A 14,388-nucleotide genomic window follows, 5' to 3' on the forward strand; every position below is an offset into this window, starting at 1 on the left:
GTTCCTTCCTCAACCTCAACGGAGATGAATTCATGGACATGGCTGAAATGCGCAATCTCGGCATTGCGAACCCCTACAAGAAGCAATACGGCAACTACATCGGCGGAGAGTGGGTTCCGCCGATCGACGGCCAGTATTTCGACAACCTGACGCCTGTGACGGGCCAGATCTTCACGAGCATTCCGCGCTCGAACGCGAAGGACATCGAGGCTGCGCTCGATGCCGCGCACAAGGCGAAGGCCGCATGGGGCCGCACCTCGCCGACCGAGCGCGCCAACATCCTTCTGAAGATCGCAGACCGCATGGAGCAAAACCTGCAGACCCTGGCCGTGGCCGAAACGCTCGACAACGGCAAACCGCTGCGCGAGACCATGGCTGCCGACATGCCGCTGGCCATCGACCACTTTCGCTACTTCGCGTCGTGCGTGCGGGCCCAGGAGGGCGGCATCAGCGAGATCGATCACGAGACCTATGCGTACCACTTCCATGAGCCGCTCGGCGTGGTGGGCCAGATCATTCCCTGGAACTTTCCGATCCTGATGGCGGTGTGGAAGCTGGCGCCGGCACTGGCCGCGGGCAATTGCGTCGTGCTGAAGCCGGCCGAGCAGACGCCAGCGTCGATCCTGGTGCTGCTCGAGATCATTGGTGACCTGCTGCCACCGGGCGTGCTCAATGTCGTCAACGGCTTCGGCCTCGAAGCCGGCAAGCCATTGGCGTCGAGTCCGCGGATCGCCAAGATCGCCTTCACCGGCGAGACGACCACCGGCCGGCTGATCTCGCAGTACGCGAGCCAGAACCTGATCCCGGTCACGCTGGAGCTCGGCGGCAAGTCGCCCAACATCTTCTTCGACGACGTGTTCTCGGCCGACGACGCATTCTTCGACAAGGCGCTGGAAGGATTCGCGATGTTCGCGCTCAACCAGGGCGAGGTCTGCACCTGCCCGAGCCGCGCGCTGATCCAGGAATCGATCTACGACCGGTTCATGGAACGCGCGATCCAGCGTGTCGAGGCGATCACGCAAGGTCATCCGCTGGACACCGGGACCATGCTCGGCGCACAGGCCTCGCGGGAGCAAATGGAAAAGATCCTCTCCTACATCGACCTCGGCAAGCAGGAAGGCGCCCAGTGCCTGACCGGCGGCGAGCGCAATGTCAAGGACGGTGAACTGGCAGCGGGCTACTACATCAAGCCGACGGTGTTCAAGGGCCACAACAAGATGCGCATCTTCCAGGAAGAGATCTTCGGCCCGGTGCTGTCGGTGACGACCTTCAAGACCGAAGAAGAAGCCCTCGAGATCGCCAACGACACGCTGTACGGGCTCGGCGCGGGCGTGTGGACCCGCGATGTAAATCGCGCCTTCCGCATGGGCCGCGGCATTCAGGCCGGCCGGGTCTGGACCAACTGCTATCACGCCTATCCGGCCCACGCGGCCTTCGGTGGCTACAAGCAGTCGGGCATCGGCCGCGAGAACCACAAGATGATGCTCGACCACTACCAGCAGACCAAGAACCTGCTGGTGAGCTACAGCCCGAACAAGCTGGGCTTCTTCTGATCGAATCGCCCATGTCCGACACACGCGCCACCGACCCCGCTGCCGCGGCGGTCTCTCGCGTGTCCGTGACTCCGGCCGCGCAGGCGCTCATCGAGCGCCCTCGGCGAGATCGCAGGCGTGCCCTTCTACATGAGCAGATCGCAGTTCGAATACTGGGAGCACACGCACCTGATCATCGATGCGGTGCCGGGCAACGGCGGGATGTTCTCGCTGGAACGCCCGACCGGGTTGCGCTTCCTGACGCGTTCCCGTCTGTACGAGGATGAGGAATGGCGAGCCCTGGAGGCGCAGGGCCGGCCGTAGCCGGCCTCCCTCGCCTTCCAGTCAGTGTCCCGTCAGGGTGCTTGCCAGCCGACGTTCCCGCTTTCGAACATCTCGCGCAAACGTCCGTCGCCGGCCATGTCGTTGAGGGCCGCCTGCAGTGCCTGCGCGAGGTCCGTCGCGTCCTTCTTGACCGCCATCCCCACTGCCCAGCCATTGCGCTGCGCACGCGGGGACGGCAATGGCGCGATCGCAAAGCGTGCGTCGCCACGCAGGACGGATTCCATCTCCGACGCGAGTCCAGCGGCTGCATCGACTTCGCCTCGCTGCAACGCGCGGGCGGCCGCCACGCCGTCCTTCGCCTGCGTGTCGAGTTGGCCGCGATAGGCGCCCCCGTCGGCGCCGATCATCAGCCAGCCGGCGAGCGTCTGCCCCGACACCGCCACCTTCGACGTGCCCAGCGCCGACAAGGTGTCGAGTTGTAGCAGGCGGTCGAGCCGCCGCGCCATCACGACGCGTTCGCGAAAGTACGGCGCGAAGATCCGGGCCTGCGGCGTCTCGTCGATCAGCGGCTTGTCGACCGGTACGTGCATCAGCACGTCCGCCGGTCCGAAGCCCAGGTAGTGACCACGCCAAACCATGTTGCGCAGGTCGTCGTTCATGTTCTCGTCAGCATTGAAGGGCATCGTCGAGAGCTTGACGCCGAGCGCGTCCGCCAGCGCCTGTGCCAGTTCGACGTCGACGCCCTTGCCGTCCACGTGGAACGGCGGCATGTCCTTGTAGAGCGCGACCGAGAGTGTTCCGCGCTCGCGGATGCGGTCGAGCGTCGCCGCGCGCGTGACGAGCGACGACGCCCCGAGGCTTGCCGCGCCTATCCAATGAAGGCAGGCGCGGCGGGAAATATGTGATGCGCTCATCCAGGCCTCCTACATCGGCTTTTCGCGGCGCGTCTCGAGGTAGGCCTTGATCGACCAGATCGCTTCCTGCTTCATCACACCCTCGAAGGGAGGCATGTACACGGCGCCATTGCGCGTTCGGCCGTGGCGCACGGTCGTCAGGAAATAGTCGTCCATCTCCTTGAGGCAGGCGGCCTTCTTCGCGGCATCCTTCTGCGCGGCGCAGTCGTTGTCGATCCTGCGCAGATCGGGCGCGATGCCGCCGGAGATCGCCTCGATGCCGTGGCAACGCGCGCAGTTCTGGTTGTAGGCGGAGGTTCCGATCTTGATCGCCGTGGCGTTGGCGCGATAGGGGTTCTCTGCGCGCCATTCCTTGCCGAGTTCAGGCAAGCCAGCAGTGTCCACGGCCTGCGGCGTCACGTCGCCATGCGACCAAGCCAGGCCGGCACAGGCCATGCCCAGCGCAGCGGCCAGCAACATGGCTGCCTTGCGAGTCGTCCGACCCGTCGTCGGGCCCTTATGGAATACCCGGTAAGGGGCTCGTCCTGTCTGCGATTTGATGTCCGTCATGTCATCTCCATTCGTGTGCAACTAAAAACACGGATGAATCCGCAAACGCTATGCCACGCGGAAGGTGTTTCAGGCGGGAACACAAATTGCGTGAAACGCCACCCGTGTGGCATCCTTTGAGACTGACGGAAGCGATGTGACAGGTAGAGGCGCTTCCCCCTGTGCCAAAACGGGACACACGAGGCGACGAGACAGAGTTTTTTGGATGAACACCTGCTCGCATAGAGGCAGTGGAGACAAGACAATGGTTGCACCCCCCCGTACGCCGGCCACCGCCGCCAGGACCTGGACCACCCCTGCAGAACTGCCCTTTCCGCAGCAGCCGGCGCGCACAGAACTCATTGAACAGTGGCACCAGCGTTGCTCGGCGCTCGGGCTGACGCGTGTCGAACGCCCCGACTTCGAACCCCTGATGCGCGGTGACCTCACCGTCGCGCGCGAACGCAACCAACGCCTGTTCACGCACGCGGCGCCGGTCATGGAAATGCTGTTCGAGCAGATCGTCGACTCCGATAGCATGATCGTTCTGGCCGACGTGTCGGGCACCATCCTTCACTCGGTTGGCGACGACAAGTTCCTGCAGCGTGCCGACAAGGTCGCGTTGACGCCGGGCGTGAACTGGGCAGAGCATTCCAAGGGCACCAACGCCATCGGCACGGCGCTGTTCGAGGAAGCGCCCACCGTGGTTCACGGCGGCGAACATTTCATCCACGCCAACCATTTCCTCACCTGCTCGGCAGCGCCGATCTTCGACCCGCGCGGCAACATGCTCGGCGTGCTCGACGTCACCGGCGACCAGCGGTCGTACCACCAGCACACGATGGGCCTAGTGCGCATGTCGGCCCGCATGATCGAGAACCAGTGGCTGTCGGACGACTACGGCAATCGCCTGCGCCTGCACTTTCACAGCCGCGTGGAGTTCATCGGCACGCTGCTCGAGGGGATCATCGTGGTCGGCGCGGACGGCAAGATCCTCGGCGCCAACCGCAGCGCACTGGACCAACTCGACATGAGCAGCGCCGCGCTGCGCATGCAAAGCCTCACCAGCCTTTTCGGCACGACCGCGCCGGCGGTTTTCGACCACTTCCGCACGCCGCTTCCCGCACCAATGACACTGAGCCTGTCGAATGGCCGCCAATTCCATGTGAGCGCACGGTTCAACGGGCCACAGCGATCGATGGCCATGCAGCCGCATGGCGCGGGCGCGGAAGAGCGAGCCGATCCCGTCGACCACCGTCCGGCGGCCATCGAAGCCCGCAAGCCCCGCGGCCCGCTGGCCGGCGCCACGGCCGACTCGGCAGACGGAACGCTTTTCTCGGGCCTGCACTACCTCAATACCGGCGACGTGCAGGTCGCGGCCCTGGTGCAGAAGGTTCAACGCGTCATCAACCGCGACATCCCGCTGCTGATCCTCGGGGAGACGGGCACGGGCAAGGAATTGCTCGCACGGGCGGTGCACCAGGACTCGAACCGCGCCAAGCAGCCTTTCGTGGCCGTCAACTGTGCGTCGATTCCCGAGTCCCTGATCGAGGCCGAGCTGTTCGGCTATGAAGACGGCGCCTTCACCGGCGCGCGACGCAAGGGCGCGGTCGGCCGCATCGTGCAGGCCAACGGCGGCACCTTGTTTCTCGACGAGATCGGCGACATGCCGCTGGCATTGCAGGCGCGCCTGCTGCGGGTGCTGCAAGAGCGCAACGTGACGCCGCTGGGGAGCGTCAAGTCGATTCCGGTCGATATCGCGGTGATCGGCGCGACACACCGCAAGCTCCGCGACATGATCGAGGCGGGATCCTTCCGGGAAGACCTCTACTATCGGCTGAACGGCCTGGTGGTGAAGCTGCCCGCGCTGCGCGAGCGCTGCGACCTCGATGTGGTGGCCCGTCGCATCCTGCTCAACGATTGCCCGCATGGCACGCCCGAGATCAGCGCGTCGGTGATGGCGCTGTTCAAGAGCTACACATGGCCTGGCAACGTGCGGCAGCTCGCCAACGTTCTGCGCACTGCCGCCGTCATGGCGGCGGGCGAAGACCGGATCGAAGAGCACCATCTCTCGGACGACTTCCTGGAAGACGTCCAGAGTGGGCGCGCGGTGCAGGCGCCGCAAGCCTCCGTGGCGATGCGAGTTGCGCCGCCGGTGGCCGAGCCCGTGCCGTTGCGCTCTGCGGAATTGCCCGAGGAGCGCGTGCCGGAATCCGGCATCGAGCCGGCGCCCCTGCAGGCGATGTCCGAATCCAGCCCGCCTCGCACGCTCGGCGAGGCGGAAGTGGAGTTGATACGCAGGACGTTGGCCGCCGCCAACGGAAATATCTCGGTCGCTTCGAAGCGCCTGGGCATCAGCCGCAACACCATCTATCGCAAGCTTCGCTGGGGGAAGTGAGCCCGCCAGGCGAGGCGCGGTCCTAGGGGACTTCCCTGTACCGGCGTCGAACGCCGCAGTTCCAGCCTGGAACACTGTCCACGCGAGTCTCTCTGCTCCAGGGCTTCCGGGGGCCGATTTGTGCCCTTCCAAAACCCCGGGATCAGTGCAAACACCAGTCTTTCTGCCTGCGCCGCGCCTCGCCGCCACGGGCACGCGATTTGCGGGGTCAGTCCGGGCCCACTGGGCAATTCCGCCCTGAGTCTGTTCTGCTGCAAAGGAAACCACATGCAATGGTCGAAACCCGCGTTTGAAGACATGCGCTTTGGCTTCGAGATCACGATGTACATCTCGCACCGCTGAGCAATCGCAAGCCGGCGGCAGCGCGGGGGTCCCGCCCGCCGTCGGCCCAAACATCGCTTCCCATGAAAATACTTGTGCTCGGCTCCGGGGCCGGTGGCGGCTTTCCTCAATGGAACTGCAATTGTCGGCAGTGCGCCGGTCAGCGCCGCGGCGAAGTCACTGCGCATGCGCGCACGCAGAGTTCGATCGCCGTATCCGCCGATGGCGAATCATGGGTGCTCCTCAACGCCTCGCCCGATATCGGCCAGCAGTTGCGAGAGCATCCTCAACTGCATCCGCGCCACGGCCTTCGCGACACGCCGATCAAGGCCGTGGTGTTGATGGATGCCCAGATCGATCACGTCACCGGTCTCCTCGGCATGCGCGAAGGCCCCTGCATCGATGTCTATGCCACGCCCTGTGTCTTCGAGGACCTGACCACTGTCTTTCCCTTGCTCAGCGTGCTCGAACACTATTGCGGCACGCGCTGGCACATGCTGCCGGTGGCCGGCACCGTAGACAGCGCAGCCTTCACCGTGGACGGCTTCCCGTCGCTGCGCTTCAGGGCCGTCGCGATTCCAGGAAAGGCACCGCCCTACTCGCCGCACCGGCGCGAGCAGACGGTGGGAGACAACATCGCGCTGCTGATCGAAGACCTGACCGATGGCCAGCGGCTGTTCTATTCGCCGGGCCTGGCGGACGTGGGCCCTCACGAAATGCAGTGGATGCACGATGCCGACTGCCTGCTGGTCGACGGCACTTTCTGGGTCGACGACGAGATGCAACACGCCGGCCTCAGCCGCAAGACAGCCAGCGAGATGGGGCACCTGCCGCAGATGGGCGACGACGCGCGCATCGGCATGGTCGACGTGATGCTGAATACCGCCGCGCGCCGCAAGGTCCTTATCCACATCAACAACAGCAACCCGATCCTCGACGAGGAAAGCGCGCAGCGCCGCGTGCTCAACGGCCATGGCATCGAAGTCGCCTATGACGGCATGGAGATCAAGCTATGACCGAGACCCTCGAGGCCCGCCTGAAGCCACGGGAGGCGGCACGCGATGAACTGCAGCGCCTGTGGGCCTCCAACGAGTTCGAGGCGCGCCTGCGCGCCTGCGAGTCGCGCTATCACATCCACCACCACTTCAACCAGCGCCTCAATCGCGGTGAGTTGCAGCCGTTCCAGGTGCGCGCCTGGGTCGCCAACCGCTTCTACTACCAGGTCAACATCCCCCGCAAGGATGCGGCGGTGATGGCCAACTGCCAGGACCGCACCGAACGTCGCCGCTGGATCCTGCGCATACTCGACCACGACGGCCGCGGCGACTACACGGGCGACGACGCCGGCGGCATCGAGGCGTGGAGCCGCCTTGCGGCGGCCGTGGGGCTGGACCCCGTTGACCTGTGGTCGCATCGCCACGTGCAACCGGGCGTGCGCTTTGCGGTCGATGCGTATGTCAACTTCGCTCGGCTTCGACCATGGGAGGAAGCCGCCATTTCGTCGCTCACCGAAATGTTCGCGCCGAAGATCCATGCGGACCGCCTGGCCCACTGGCCCACGCTGTACCCGTGGATCGACGTCGAGGGGCTGGCCTACTTTCGTGAGCGCATTCCGCTTGCCACGCGCGACGTCGAGCACGGTCTCGAGATCGCGCGGCGCTGGTGCACGACACGCGCACGCCAGGAACGCGCGCTGTCCATCCTGCACTTCAAGCTCGACATCCTCTGGTCGATGCTCGACGCGATCGAGCGCGGCTTTCCCGACGACATGCCGGCGGAGCAACGGCCGTGATCAGCGCCGATGACTTCCCCCGCTTATCGGCCCTGTACCGGTTGCAGTTCGAGCCGACACAGGACAGCTGGGTGCTGCTTTACCCCGAAGGCATGGTGCGCCTCAACGCTCCGGCCGCCGAGATCCTGCAGCGCTGCGACGGCCGGCGCACCGTGGAAAAGATCGTCGCGGAACTCGAAATCGCCTTCGCGCAAACGCCGTTGCATGACGACGTGGTCGCCTTCCTGGGCCAGGCGCTGCAACGCGGCTGGTTGCAGGAGGCGCAGTCATGACGCCCGCAAGCCACGGCGCGGCACGACCGCCCCTTTGGCTACTGGCGGAACTGACTTATCGCTGCCCACTGCACTGCGTGTTCTGCTCGAACCCGGTCGACTATGCGCGCCACGAAGATGAACTCGACACCGCGACCTGGCGACGCGTGCTGACCGAAGCCCGCGCGCTCGGCGCCGTGCAACTCGGCTTCTCGGGCGGCGAGCCGCTGTTGCGCGACGACCTGGAGGAACTCGTTGCGCACGCACGCGGGCTCGGCTTCTACACCAACCTCCTTACCTCGGGCGTGGGCCTGACCAAGGCGCGCGCCGGCGCCCTGAAGGCGGCCGGCCTCGATCACATCCAGCTCTCGTTCCAGGACTCGACGCGCGAGCTCAACGACTTCCTGAGCTCCACGAAGACCTTCGACCGGAAATCGAAGGTCGCCGGAATCATCAAGGCCGCGGGCTATCCGATGGTGCTGAACTGCGTCATGCATCGCTTCAACCTTCAGCATGTCGATCGCATCATCGAGATGGCCGAGGCCATGGGTGCGGACTTCCTCGAATTGGCCAACACGCAGTACTACGGCTGGGCGTGGCTCAACCGCGCAGCACTGTTGCCGACGGCGGCGGAACTGCGCGAAGCGGAATCCGTCGTCGAGACGCACCGCGCGAGACCGGCCGGCCGGATGAAGATCCTCTGGGTATCGCCCGACTACGCGGACGCCAAACCCAAGCCTTGCATGGCCGGTTGGGGAGCGGTGTTCATGGTTGTCGCGCCGGATGGGGTCGCCATGCCATGCCACAGCGCGCGCATGTTGCCCGGTCCCGCGCTGCCGAATCTGCAGGCGATGTCCGTGCGCGAGGCCTGGCATGACAGCGAGGCTTTCAATCGCTACCGAGGGCAGGCCTGGATGGACCCCACCTGCGGCGGCTGCGACGAACGGCACCGCGACGTCGGAGGCTGCCGATGCCAGGCCTTTCTTGTCACCGGCGACGCGGCGGCAACAGACCCGGTTTGCCCGAAAAGCGCGCATCGAGGTCGCATCGACGAGATGCTCGACGCCGCTGCGATGGAGCGCGCCGACGCCCTTGCAACCCAACCGTTGCGCTTCGTGCCGGGTGCAAGCCGCGGCGCCGGCCTGGTGTACCGCAGCGACGACAACTCGCGCGCCTTCAGCGCGGCGGGCGCCGTTCCATGAAGGTCCACGGCCTGCGGCCGTGGGTGAGCTGGGTGGTCGCAGTGCTGCTTCTCCTCTCGGGTCATGCACAGGCAGGCGCGGCTTCTCCGGCACGCCATTCAACCTGCTCGTCGCGCTCGACACCAAGGGCGAGTTCATCGACGTGCAGGTTCTCTCGCACCACGAGCCCGTCTTTCTCGACGGGCTGGGCGAAGCTCCGCTGATGCGCTTCGCCGACCAGTACGCGGGGCTCTCCCTGACGCAGAACATCAAGATCGGCTCCAACGCCAACCGGGGTGAAGAGCGCGGCAGCGCCAACGTCTACATCGACGGCGTGGCCAAGGCGACCGCTTCCGTGCGGATCCTCAACCAGAGCCTGCTGTCGTCCGCGCTGCGCGTGGCGCGCGAGAGACTCGGGTTTGCGGCAGGACAAGAACCCGGCCTGGTGGCGCACGTGCGGCGCGACACCTATTCGCCGTTGGCCTGGGACGCCCTGCTGCAGGCCGGCCTCGTGCAGCACGTGCGCATCACGCAAGGCATGGTCGAGAAGGCCTTCGGAGGCAGCGGCGTCGAACTGCTCGTGGCGGGACACGAAACGACACCTTCTCCGACATGTACGCCAGCGCGCGCGCCCGAGTGGACTGACGCGCACTCGATGTCTCTTCGCACCTCATCCGCTTCGACATGCCGTTCATGTCCGCAACGCTCAACGGTATCGCGCAAGGCTATGCGGCCGATCAGGTGCGCGCGGTGCTCGCGTCACACGGGATTCGGCATGCGCTGATCGATGCGGGCGAGTTCGCCCCGCTGGGCAGCAACAGCGATGCGCGCCCCTGGACGCTCGGCATCGCCGACCCGCACGCCGAGTCCACGCTGATTGCGCGACTGATGGCGGACGGTCGATGCATCGCGACGTCCGCCGACAACCGCACCGCCTTCAGTGCCGACCATCTGCATCACCATATCTTCGACCCGCATACCGGCTACTCGCCCCGCACGCTCTCGGCCGTCACCGTCGTGGCCGAGAGCGGCGCCATGGCGGATGCATTGACCAAGGTCTTCTTCGTGGCGGGTCCGTTGCAGGCGCGTGCGCTGGCGCATCGCTGGAAGGTCGACGCCCTGTGGGTCGACAAGGCCGGTCGATGGGAGGCCACGCCCGGACTTCAGCTCGAGCCGGCCTAGGGCCCGGCAGGCCCTGGCCGCCCGAGCTTCAGGGTCAGGCTCCGGCCGGCTTGGCGGCCCATGCCATGCACCAGCCCTCGGCCGCGATCTGCTTGCGTCCGAACATCGCGCAGCCCGCCCACGGCTGCGTCGCAGAGCCTTGCCACATCGCGCAGTTCACGCAGCGCTGCGTTGCCGCATGCTTCGGGTACTTTTTCGCGTCGACGGCCTTGGTGTCGTGCTTGTAGCCCAGGCCGATCGCGGTCTCGTCGGATTCCTCGACGTGCGCCTCGGCCCATGCTGCGCCAGGCACCAACGCCACGAAGCAGGCGCCGGCCATCAAGCGACCGCTGAAGGTTCTCCGCGTCACCCCGACGGATGCGCCGTTGTCGATGTCTTCCATGACTCGGTCCCTCAGTTGGACGCAACCTTGGCGCTGCCGACTGCCTGTGCCGTGCGCGATGCGCCGGCCGCCCCGGGAATCTTGAAGACCCAGACCATGCCGCCCTGTTCAAGCAGGTTCACCTTCTTGGCCACCTCCCCGCCCCATAGCGGCACTGCGCCGCCCCAGCCCGAGACCACGCTGACGTACTGCTCGCCGCCTTGCATCCAGGTGATCGGCGGCGCCACGACGCCGGAACCGGTCTGGAACTGCCAGACCACCTTGCCGGTTTTCGCATCGGCAGCCTTCAGGTAGCCCTCGGGCGTTCCCCAGAACACGAGGTTGCCGCCGGTCGTGAGCACGCCACCCCACAGCGGCGCGCCATTCTTGACTTCCCAGGCCATCTTGCCGGTCTTCGGGTCGAAGGCGCGCAGCGAGCCGATGTAATCCTCGTTGAGCGGCTTGATCGTGAAGCCCGCGCCGAGGTAGGCCGCGCCCTTCTTGTACGCGACAGGTTCGTTCCAGATGTCCATGCCCCATTCGTTCGACGGCACGTAGAACATCTTGGTGTCGGGGCTGTAGGCCATTGGCATCTGGTTTTTTCCACCGAGGAAGCCCGGCGCGGCGAACACGGCACTGCCCTTCTTGGCATCAGTTCCCTCGATCGGGTCTCCGGGACGATTCTCCGGGATGAAGTTGGGTCGCCCGGTCTTCAGGTCGATGCTGCTGGCCCAGGTGATCTTCTTGACGAACGGAAAGGCGTTGAGAAGCTTCCCCGAGCTGGCGTCGTTCACGTAGAAGAAGCCATTGCGGTCGGCCTTGCCGCCGACCCGCTTGCCATCCATGTCGAAGGTGACGAATTCGTTGACACCGTCGAAGTCCCAGCTGTCATTGGGCGTGCCCTGGTAGCTCCACTTGATCTGGCCGGTCTTGACGTCGATGGCCACGGTCGAACAGGAGTAAAGGTTGTCGCCCTGCCGGAGGTGACTGTTCCAGGGCGCCGGATTGCCGGTTCCGAAATAGGCCAGGCCAGTCTTGGCATCGTAGGTGCCTCCGAGCCACGTGGCCGCGCCTCCGGTCTTCCACAAATCGCCCGGCCAACTCTTGTTGACAGTGCCGGAGATGCCGTTCTCCTTCTTGTTGCCGTCCTTGTCGTAGGTGTAGCCCATATGGCCTTCCACGGTCGGGCGGGTCCACAGCAACTTGCCGGTCTTCGGGTCGCGCGCTTCGACGCGGCCGACAACCCCGAACTCGCCACCCGACACGCCCGTCAGCATCACACCGTCGGCAATGATCGGCGCGGCCGTGGCCGAGTAGCCGGCAGCGTAGTCGTCGATCTTCTCCTTCCAAACCACGTCGCCGGAGTTCTGGTCGAGCGCGACCAGCTGTGCATCGAGGGTCGCGAAGATCACCAGGTTGTCGTAGAGCGCGGCTCCGCGATTTACCACGTCGCAGCACGGCATGATGCCTTCCGGCAAGCGGTGCTCGTACTTCCACAGCTTCTTGCCGGTGGTCGCGTCGAGCGCGTAGATGCGCGAGTACGACGCGGTGACGAACATCTTCCCGTTCGCGATCACCGGCTGCGATTCCTGCCCACGCTGCTTCTCGCCGCCGAACGAGAAGGCCCATACCGGCGTCAGCTTCGCGGCATTGCTTGTATTGACCTGCTTCAGCGGCGAGTAGCGTTGGCCCTGGGTGTTGATCCCCCAGGTCAGGACGTTGCCCTTGGCAGTGGCCTCGGACTTGATCATCTGGTCCGTGACTTGCGCATGGGCCGTTGCGGCGGCCAGGCCAATCGCGATGAGCGCGGGCAAGAGCTTCATTTGCATGGTGTCTCCTTGAGAGGGTGGGTCGTGGGTTGCGGAAACGCTCGGCGAACGCGTCCTCCGCAGCTTCGAGGGGCAAATGCCATGCCATGCGCCGGAACTCCCTGCTGCTGCAATACCGGCCAGTCCGCGCGTGTCGGCGTGCGGGTTTTCCCGTTGGACTGCTACAGGGTTGAGCAGTCAGCGCATCGGCAGGCGTGGCATCGCGTCACAGTGGCTGCCGAGCCTCTTTGGTGCCAGCGTCGTCCGTGGAGACCGCACAGATGATGTGCAGGCGCAATTCTTTCCATGCGGGGGTGCGAACAGCACCATCGGGACTACACCGAACTGCAGGAAGCCCCGGTCGACAGCCTGCGACGCGTGGACGACAAGGAGATCGTGCCGCTGGCCCAGGAAATGGACGGGACAGAGACTTTTGCGAAGCACCTGACCTCGGTCTTCGGCGAACTGGGGCTCATGCATTCCCTGCATGCGCTGCAGGGCGAGCAAGCCCTCTGGAAGCTCGTCCTCGAACCTGTGGCGGGATGTTCATTGGACCCCAACTTCCACTGATTTAAGCCAGAGCGCTCGACGGCCGACCTACCAAGCCCTTTTGCATTGCTCTGCGAGGTTTGATCCGACTTTCGACGAAATCAAGAAAGGCGCGCTGAACCGCCGTGTTATGTCGGCGCTGCAGGTAGGCGGCCGAGAGCCACATGTCGCCTCGAACGAACTCTGACAACACTGGAACAAGACGACCGCTCTCCACGTACGGTTGCAGCATTATTGAAGGCAAGTAGAGTACGCCCGCTCCCTGCAACGCAGCTTGAATCAAGGGACTAGCCTCCGTCGCGTCTAGTCGACCATGTACCGCAACTTCCAACGGTGCACCGTCGACTTCAAAGCCCCACGAAGACAGAGGATTTAGTTGCGTACTGATCAGTGCGTTGTGATTGGCAAGCTCGCTAGGATGCTCTGGAATCCCGTATCTCTTCCAATACATTGGGGCGGCGCAGACCGCCAAGTTCATCGAAAGCAGTTTTCGAACAATGAGATTCTCATTGGTAGTTGGACCGAAACGCAAGGCAATATCAATACCTTCGCCAGCCAGGTCGACCGTGCGATTGGTAAGAAAAAGACTTATGCGAACTTGTGGATAGTGACCCAAGAACGCATTCACAAGTACTGGTAGTTCTGTCTGATCAATACCGTGCGGCGCAGAAATTCGGAGGCGTCCGCGCGGAGTTGCCGCTCGGTCCTGGAGTTCTGCCTGCGTAAGATCCGCCATCTCCAGGATTGGCTTGCTCCGTTCAAGCAGCAATGCGCCTGCATCCGTAAGGCTAACAGCACGGCTGGTCCGGTTCAGCAAACGGACACCAAACCGATTCTCCAATGTCGAAATGTACTTGCTCACGGTGCCTCTCGATAGTTCGAGACGCTTGGCGGCGCGAGAAAAGCTGCCAGAAACCGCAACCTCGCTGAAGGTTCGCAAAAGCTCTAGGCTGTCCATAATTTTCTCCGCCCCCCGAACTACGCGCAAGAACACAAAAACGAAAGGATCAGGTGCCCCGTAGTCATTAGCACCACTCGAATAGCGCTTGAGCCCTCTTTGATAGGTGATGGCTTCGGAGTGGCCAGTGCCATACAGCGACATCCTGGCGTGCACTACCTCCGCGCGGTGGCTGCCTTCGCCGGGGTTCGCATTGCTTCAAGATCATTGTTGCCGAATCAATGGGGTACCAGCAGCGCGCGCTCGTGAAGACGAGGGAGTGAATGTGGGGCAGAGCAAGCGCACGATGTCTGAAATGGCAAAGTCTCTGAGATAGCGTGGATGTGAC

General features: G+C 64.4%; 15 protein-coding genes and 1 pseudogene. 11 read left to right on the forward strand and 5 right to left on the reverse strand.

Going from position 1 to position 14,388, the window contains the following annotated elements; genetic code table 11:
- Positions 1-32 precede the first annotated feature (32 nt).
- Positions 33-1,553 carry an aldehyde dehydrogenase gene (gene adh, locus AC1D3B_RS28750; RefSeq protein ID WP_478194156.1) on the forward strand — a complete coding sequence of 507 codons (1,521 nt, stop codon included), beginning with the start codon at positions 33-35 and terminating at the stop codon, positions 1,551-1,553.
- An 87-nt stretch (positions 1,554-1,640) separates the two neighbouring features.
- Positions 1,641-1,856 (forward strand): annotated as a pseudogene (locus AC1D3B_RS28755) (DUF779 domain-containing protein); the annotation flags it as partial.
- A 32-nt stretch (positions 1,857-1,888) separates the two neighbouring features.
- Here the strand turns inward: AC1D3B_RS28755 and AC1D3B_RS28760 are convergent.
- Positions 1,889-2,731, reverse strand: a complete 843-nt coding sequence (locus tag AC1D3B_RS28760) for a substrate-binding periplasmic protein (RefSeq protein WP_478194078.1) — start codon at positions 2,729-2,731, stop codon at positions 1,889-1,891.
- 9 nt (positions 2,732-2,740) lie between these two features.
- Entirely contained in the window at positions 2,741-3,190 is a 450-nt protein-coding gene (gene pedF, locus AC1D3B_RS28765; protein ID WP_478194157.1) for a cytochrome c-550 PedF, read from the reverse strand.
- A 334-nt stretch (positions 3,191-3,524) separates the two neighbouring features.
- On the opposite strand from pedF, the gene AC1D3B_RS28770 reads away from it, so the two are divergent.
- The 8 genes from AC1D3B_RS28770 to AC1D3B_RS28805 all read left to right on the forward strand — a co-directional run bounded on the left by AC1D3B_RS28770 (position 3,525) and on the right by AC1D3B_RS28805 (position 10,384).
- Entirely contained in the window at positions 3,525-5,657 is a 2,133-nt protein-coding gene (locus AC1D3B_RS28770) for a sigma-54-dependent Fis family transcriptional regulator (RefSeq protein WP_478194079.1), read from the forward strand.
- Between the two features lie 267 nt (positions 5,658-5,924).
- On the forward strand, positions 5,925-5,999 hold the full coding sequence (gene pqqA, locus AC1D3B_RS28775; protein ID WP_478194158.1) for a pyrroloquinoline quinone precursor peptide PqqA: 75 nt from the start codon (positions 5,925-5,927) through the stop codon (positions 5,997-5,999).
- Between the two features lie 62 nt (positions 6,000-6,061).
- Positions 6,062-6,994, forward strand: coding sequence for a pyrroloquinoline quinone biosynthesis protein PqqB (gene pqqB, locus AC1D3B_RS28780; RefSeq protein WP_478194080.1), 933 nt, complete (start codon positions 6,062-6,064; stop codon positions 6,992-6,994).
- Positions 6,991-7,770 carry a pyrroloquinoline-quinone synthase PqqC gene (gene pqqC / locus AC1D3B_RS28785; protein WP_478194081.1) on the forward strand — a complete coding sequence of 260 codons (780 nt, stop codon included), beginning with the start codon at positions 6,991-6,993 and terminating at the stop codon, positions 7,768-7,770. The genes pqqB and pqqC overlap by 4 nt, the downstream gene beginning before the upstream one ends.
- The gene (gene pqqD, locus AC1D3B_RS28790) at positions 7,767-8,042 is read left to right on the forward strand and encodes a pyrroloquinoline quinone biosynthesis peptide chaperone PqqD (protein ID WP_478194082.1); all 276 of its coding nucleotides are present in this window, start codon (positions 7,767-7,769) and stop codon (positions 8,040-8,042) included. The genes pqqC and pqqD overlap by 4 nt, the downstream gene beginning before the upstream one ends.
- Positions 8,039-9,223 carry a pyrroloquinoline quinone biosynthesis protein PqqE gene (gene pqqE / locus AC1D3B_RS28795; RefSeq protein WP_478194083.1) on the forward strand — a complete coding sequence of 395 codons (1,185 nt, stop codon included), beginning with the start codon at positions 8,039-8,041 and terminating at the stop codon, positions 9,221-9,223. The genes pqqD and pqqE overlap by 4 nt, the downstream gene beginning before the upstream one ends.
- 19 nt (positions 9,224-9,242) lie before the next feature.
- Positions 9,243-9,986 (forward strand): FMN-binding protein, encoded by a 744-nt coding sequence (locus tag AC1D3B_RS28800; RefSeq protein ID WP_478194084.1) that lies wholly within the window; start codon positions 9,243-9,245, stop codon positions 9,984-9,986.
- A complete protein-coding gene (locus AC1D3B_RS28805) occupies positions 9,896-10,384 on the forward strand; it encodes an FAD:protein FMN transferase (protein ID WP_478194085.1) in 489 nt (162 codons plus the stop codon). Before AC1D3B_RS28800 ends, AC1D3B_RS28805 begins: the two co-directional genes overlap by 91 nt.
- A 34-nt stretch (positions 10,385-10,418) precedes the next feature.
- Here AC1D3B_RS28805 and AC1D3B_RS28810 read toward each other — a convergent pair whose 3' ends face one another.
- Both AC1D3B_RS28810 and AC1D3B_RS28815 read right to left on the reverse strand, forming a co-directional pair.
- A complete protein-coding gene (locus tag AC1D3B_RS28810; RefSeq protein ID WP_478194086.1) occupies positions 10,419-10,766 on the reverse strand; it encodes a high-potential iron-sulfur protein in 348 nt (115 codons plus the stop codon).
- Positions 10,767-10,777: 11 nt separating this feature from the next.
- Positions 10,778-12,574: a PQQ-dependent methanol/ethanol family dehydrogenase gene (locus AC1D3B_RS28815; protein WP_478194087.1), complete on the reverse strand. Its 1,797-nt coding sequence runs from the start codon at positions 12,572-12,574 to the stop codon at positions 10,778-10,780.
- A gap of 285 nt (positions 12,575-12,859) precedes the next feature.
- Between AC1D3B_RS28815 and AC1D3B_RS28820 the strand changes: the two genes are divergently transcribed.
- Complete coding sequence (locus AC1D3B_RS28820) at positions 12,860-13,123, forward strand: hypothetical protein (protein ID WP_478194088.1); 264 nt, start codon at positions 12,860-12,862, stop codon at positions 13,121-13,123.
- A gap of 1 nt (position 13,124) precedes the next feature.
- Here AC1D3B_RS28820 and AC1D3B_RS28825 read toward each other — a convergent pair whose 3' ends face one another.
- Complete coding sequence (locus AC1D3B_RS28825; protein WP_478194159.1) at positions 13,125-14,060, reverse strand: LysR family transcriptional regulator; 936 nt, start codon at positions 14,058-14,060, stop codon at positions 13,125-13,127.
- Between the last annotated feature and the right edge of the window lie 328 nt (positions 14,061-14,388).

This window comes from Variovorax sp. P5_A3, from assembly GCF_056400665.1.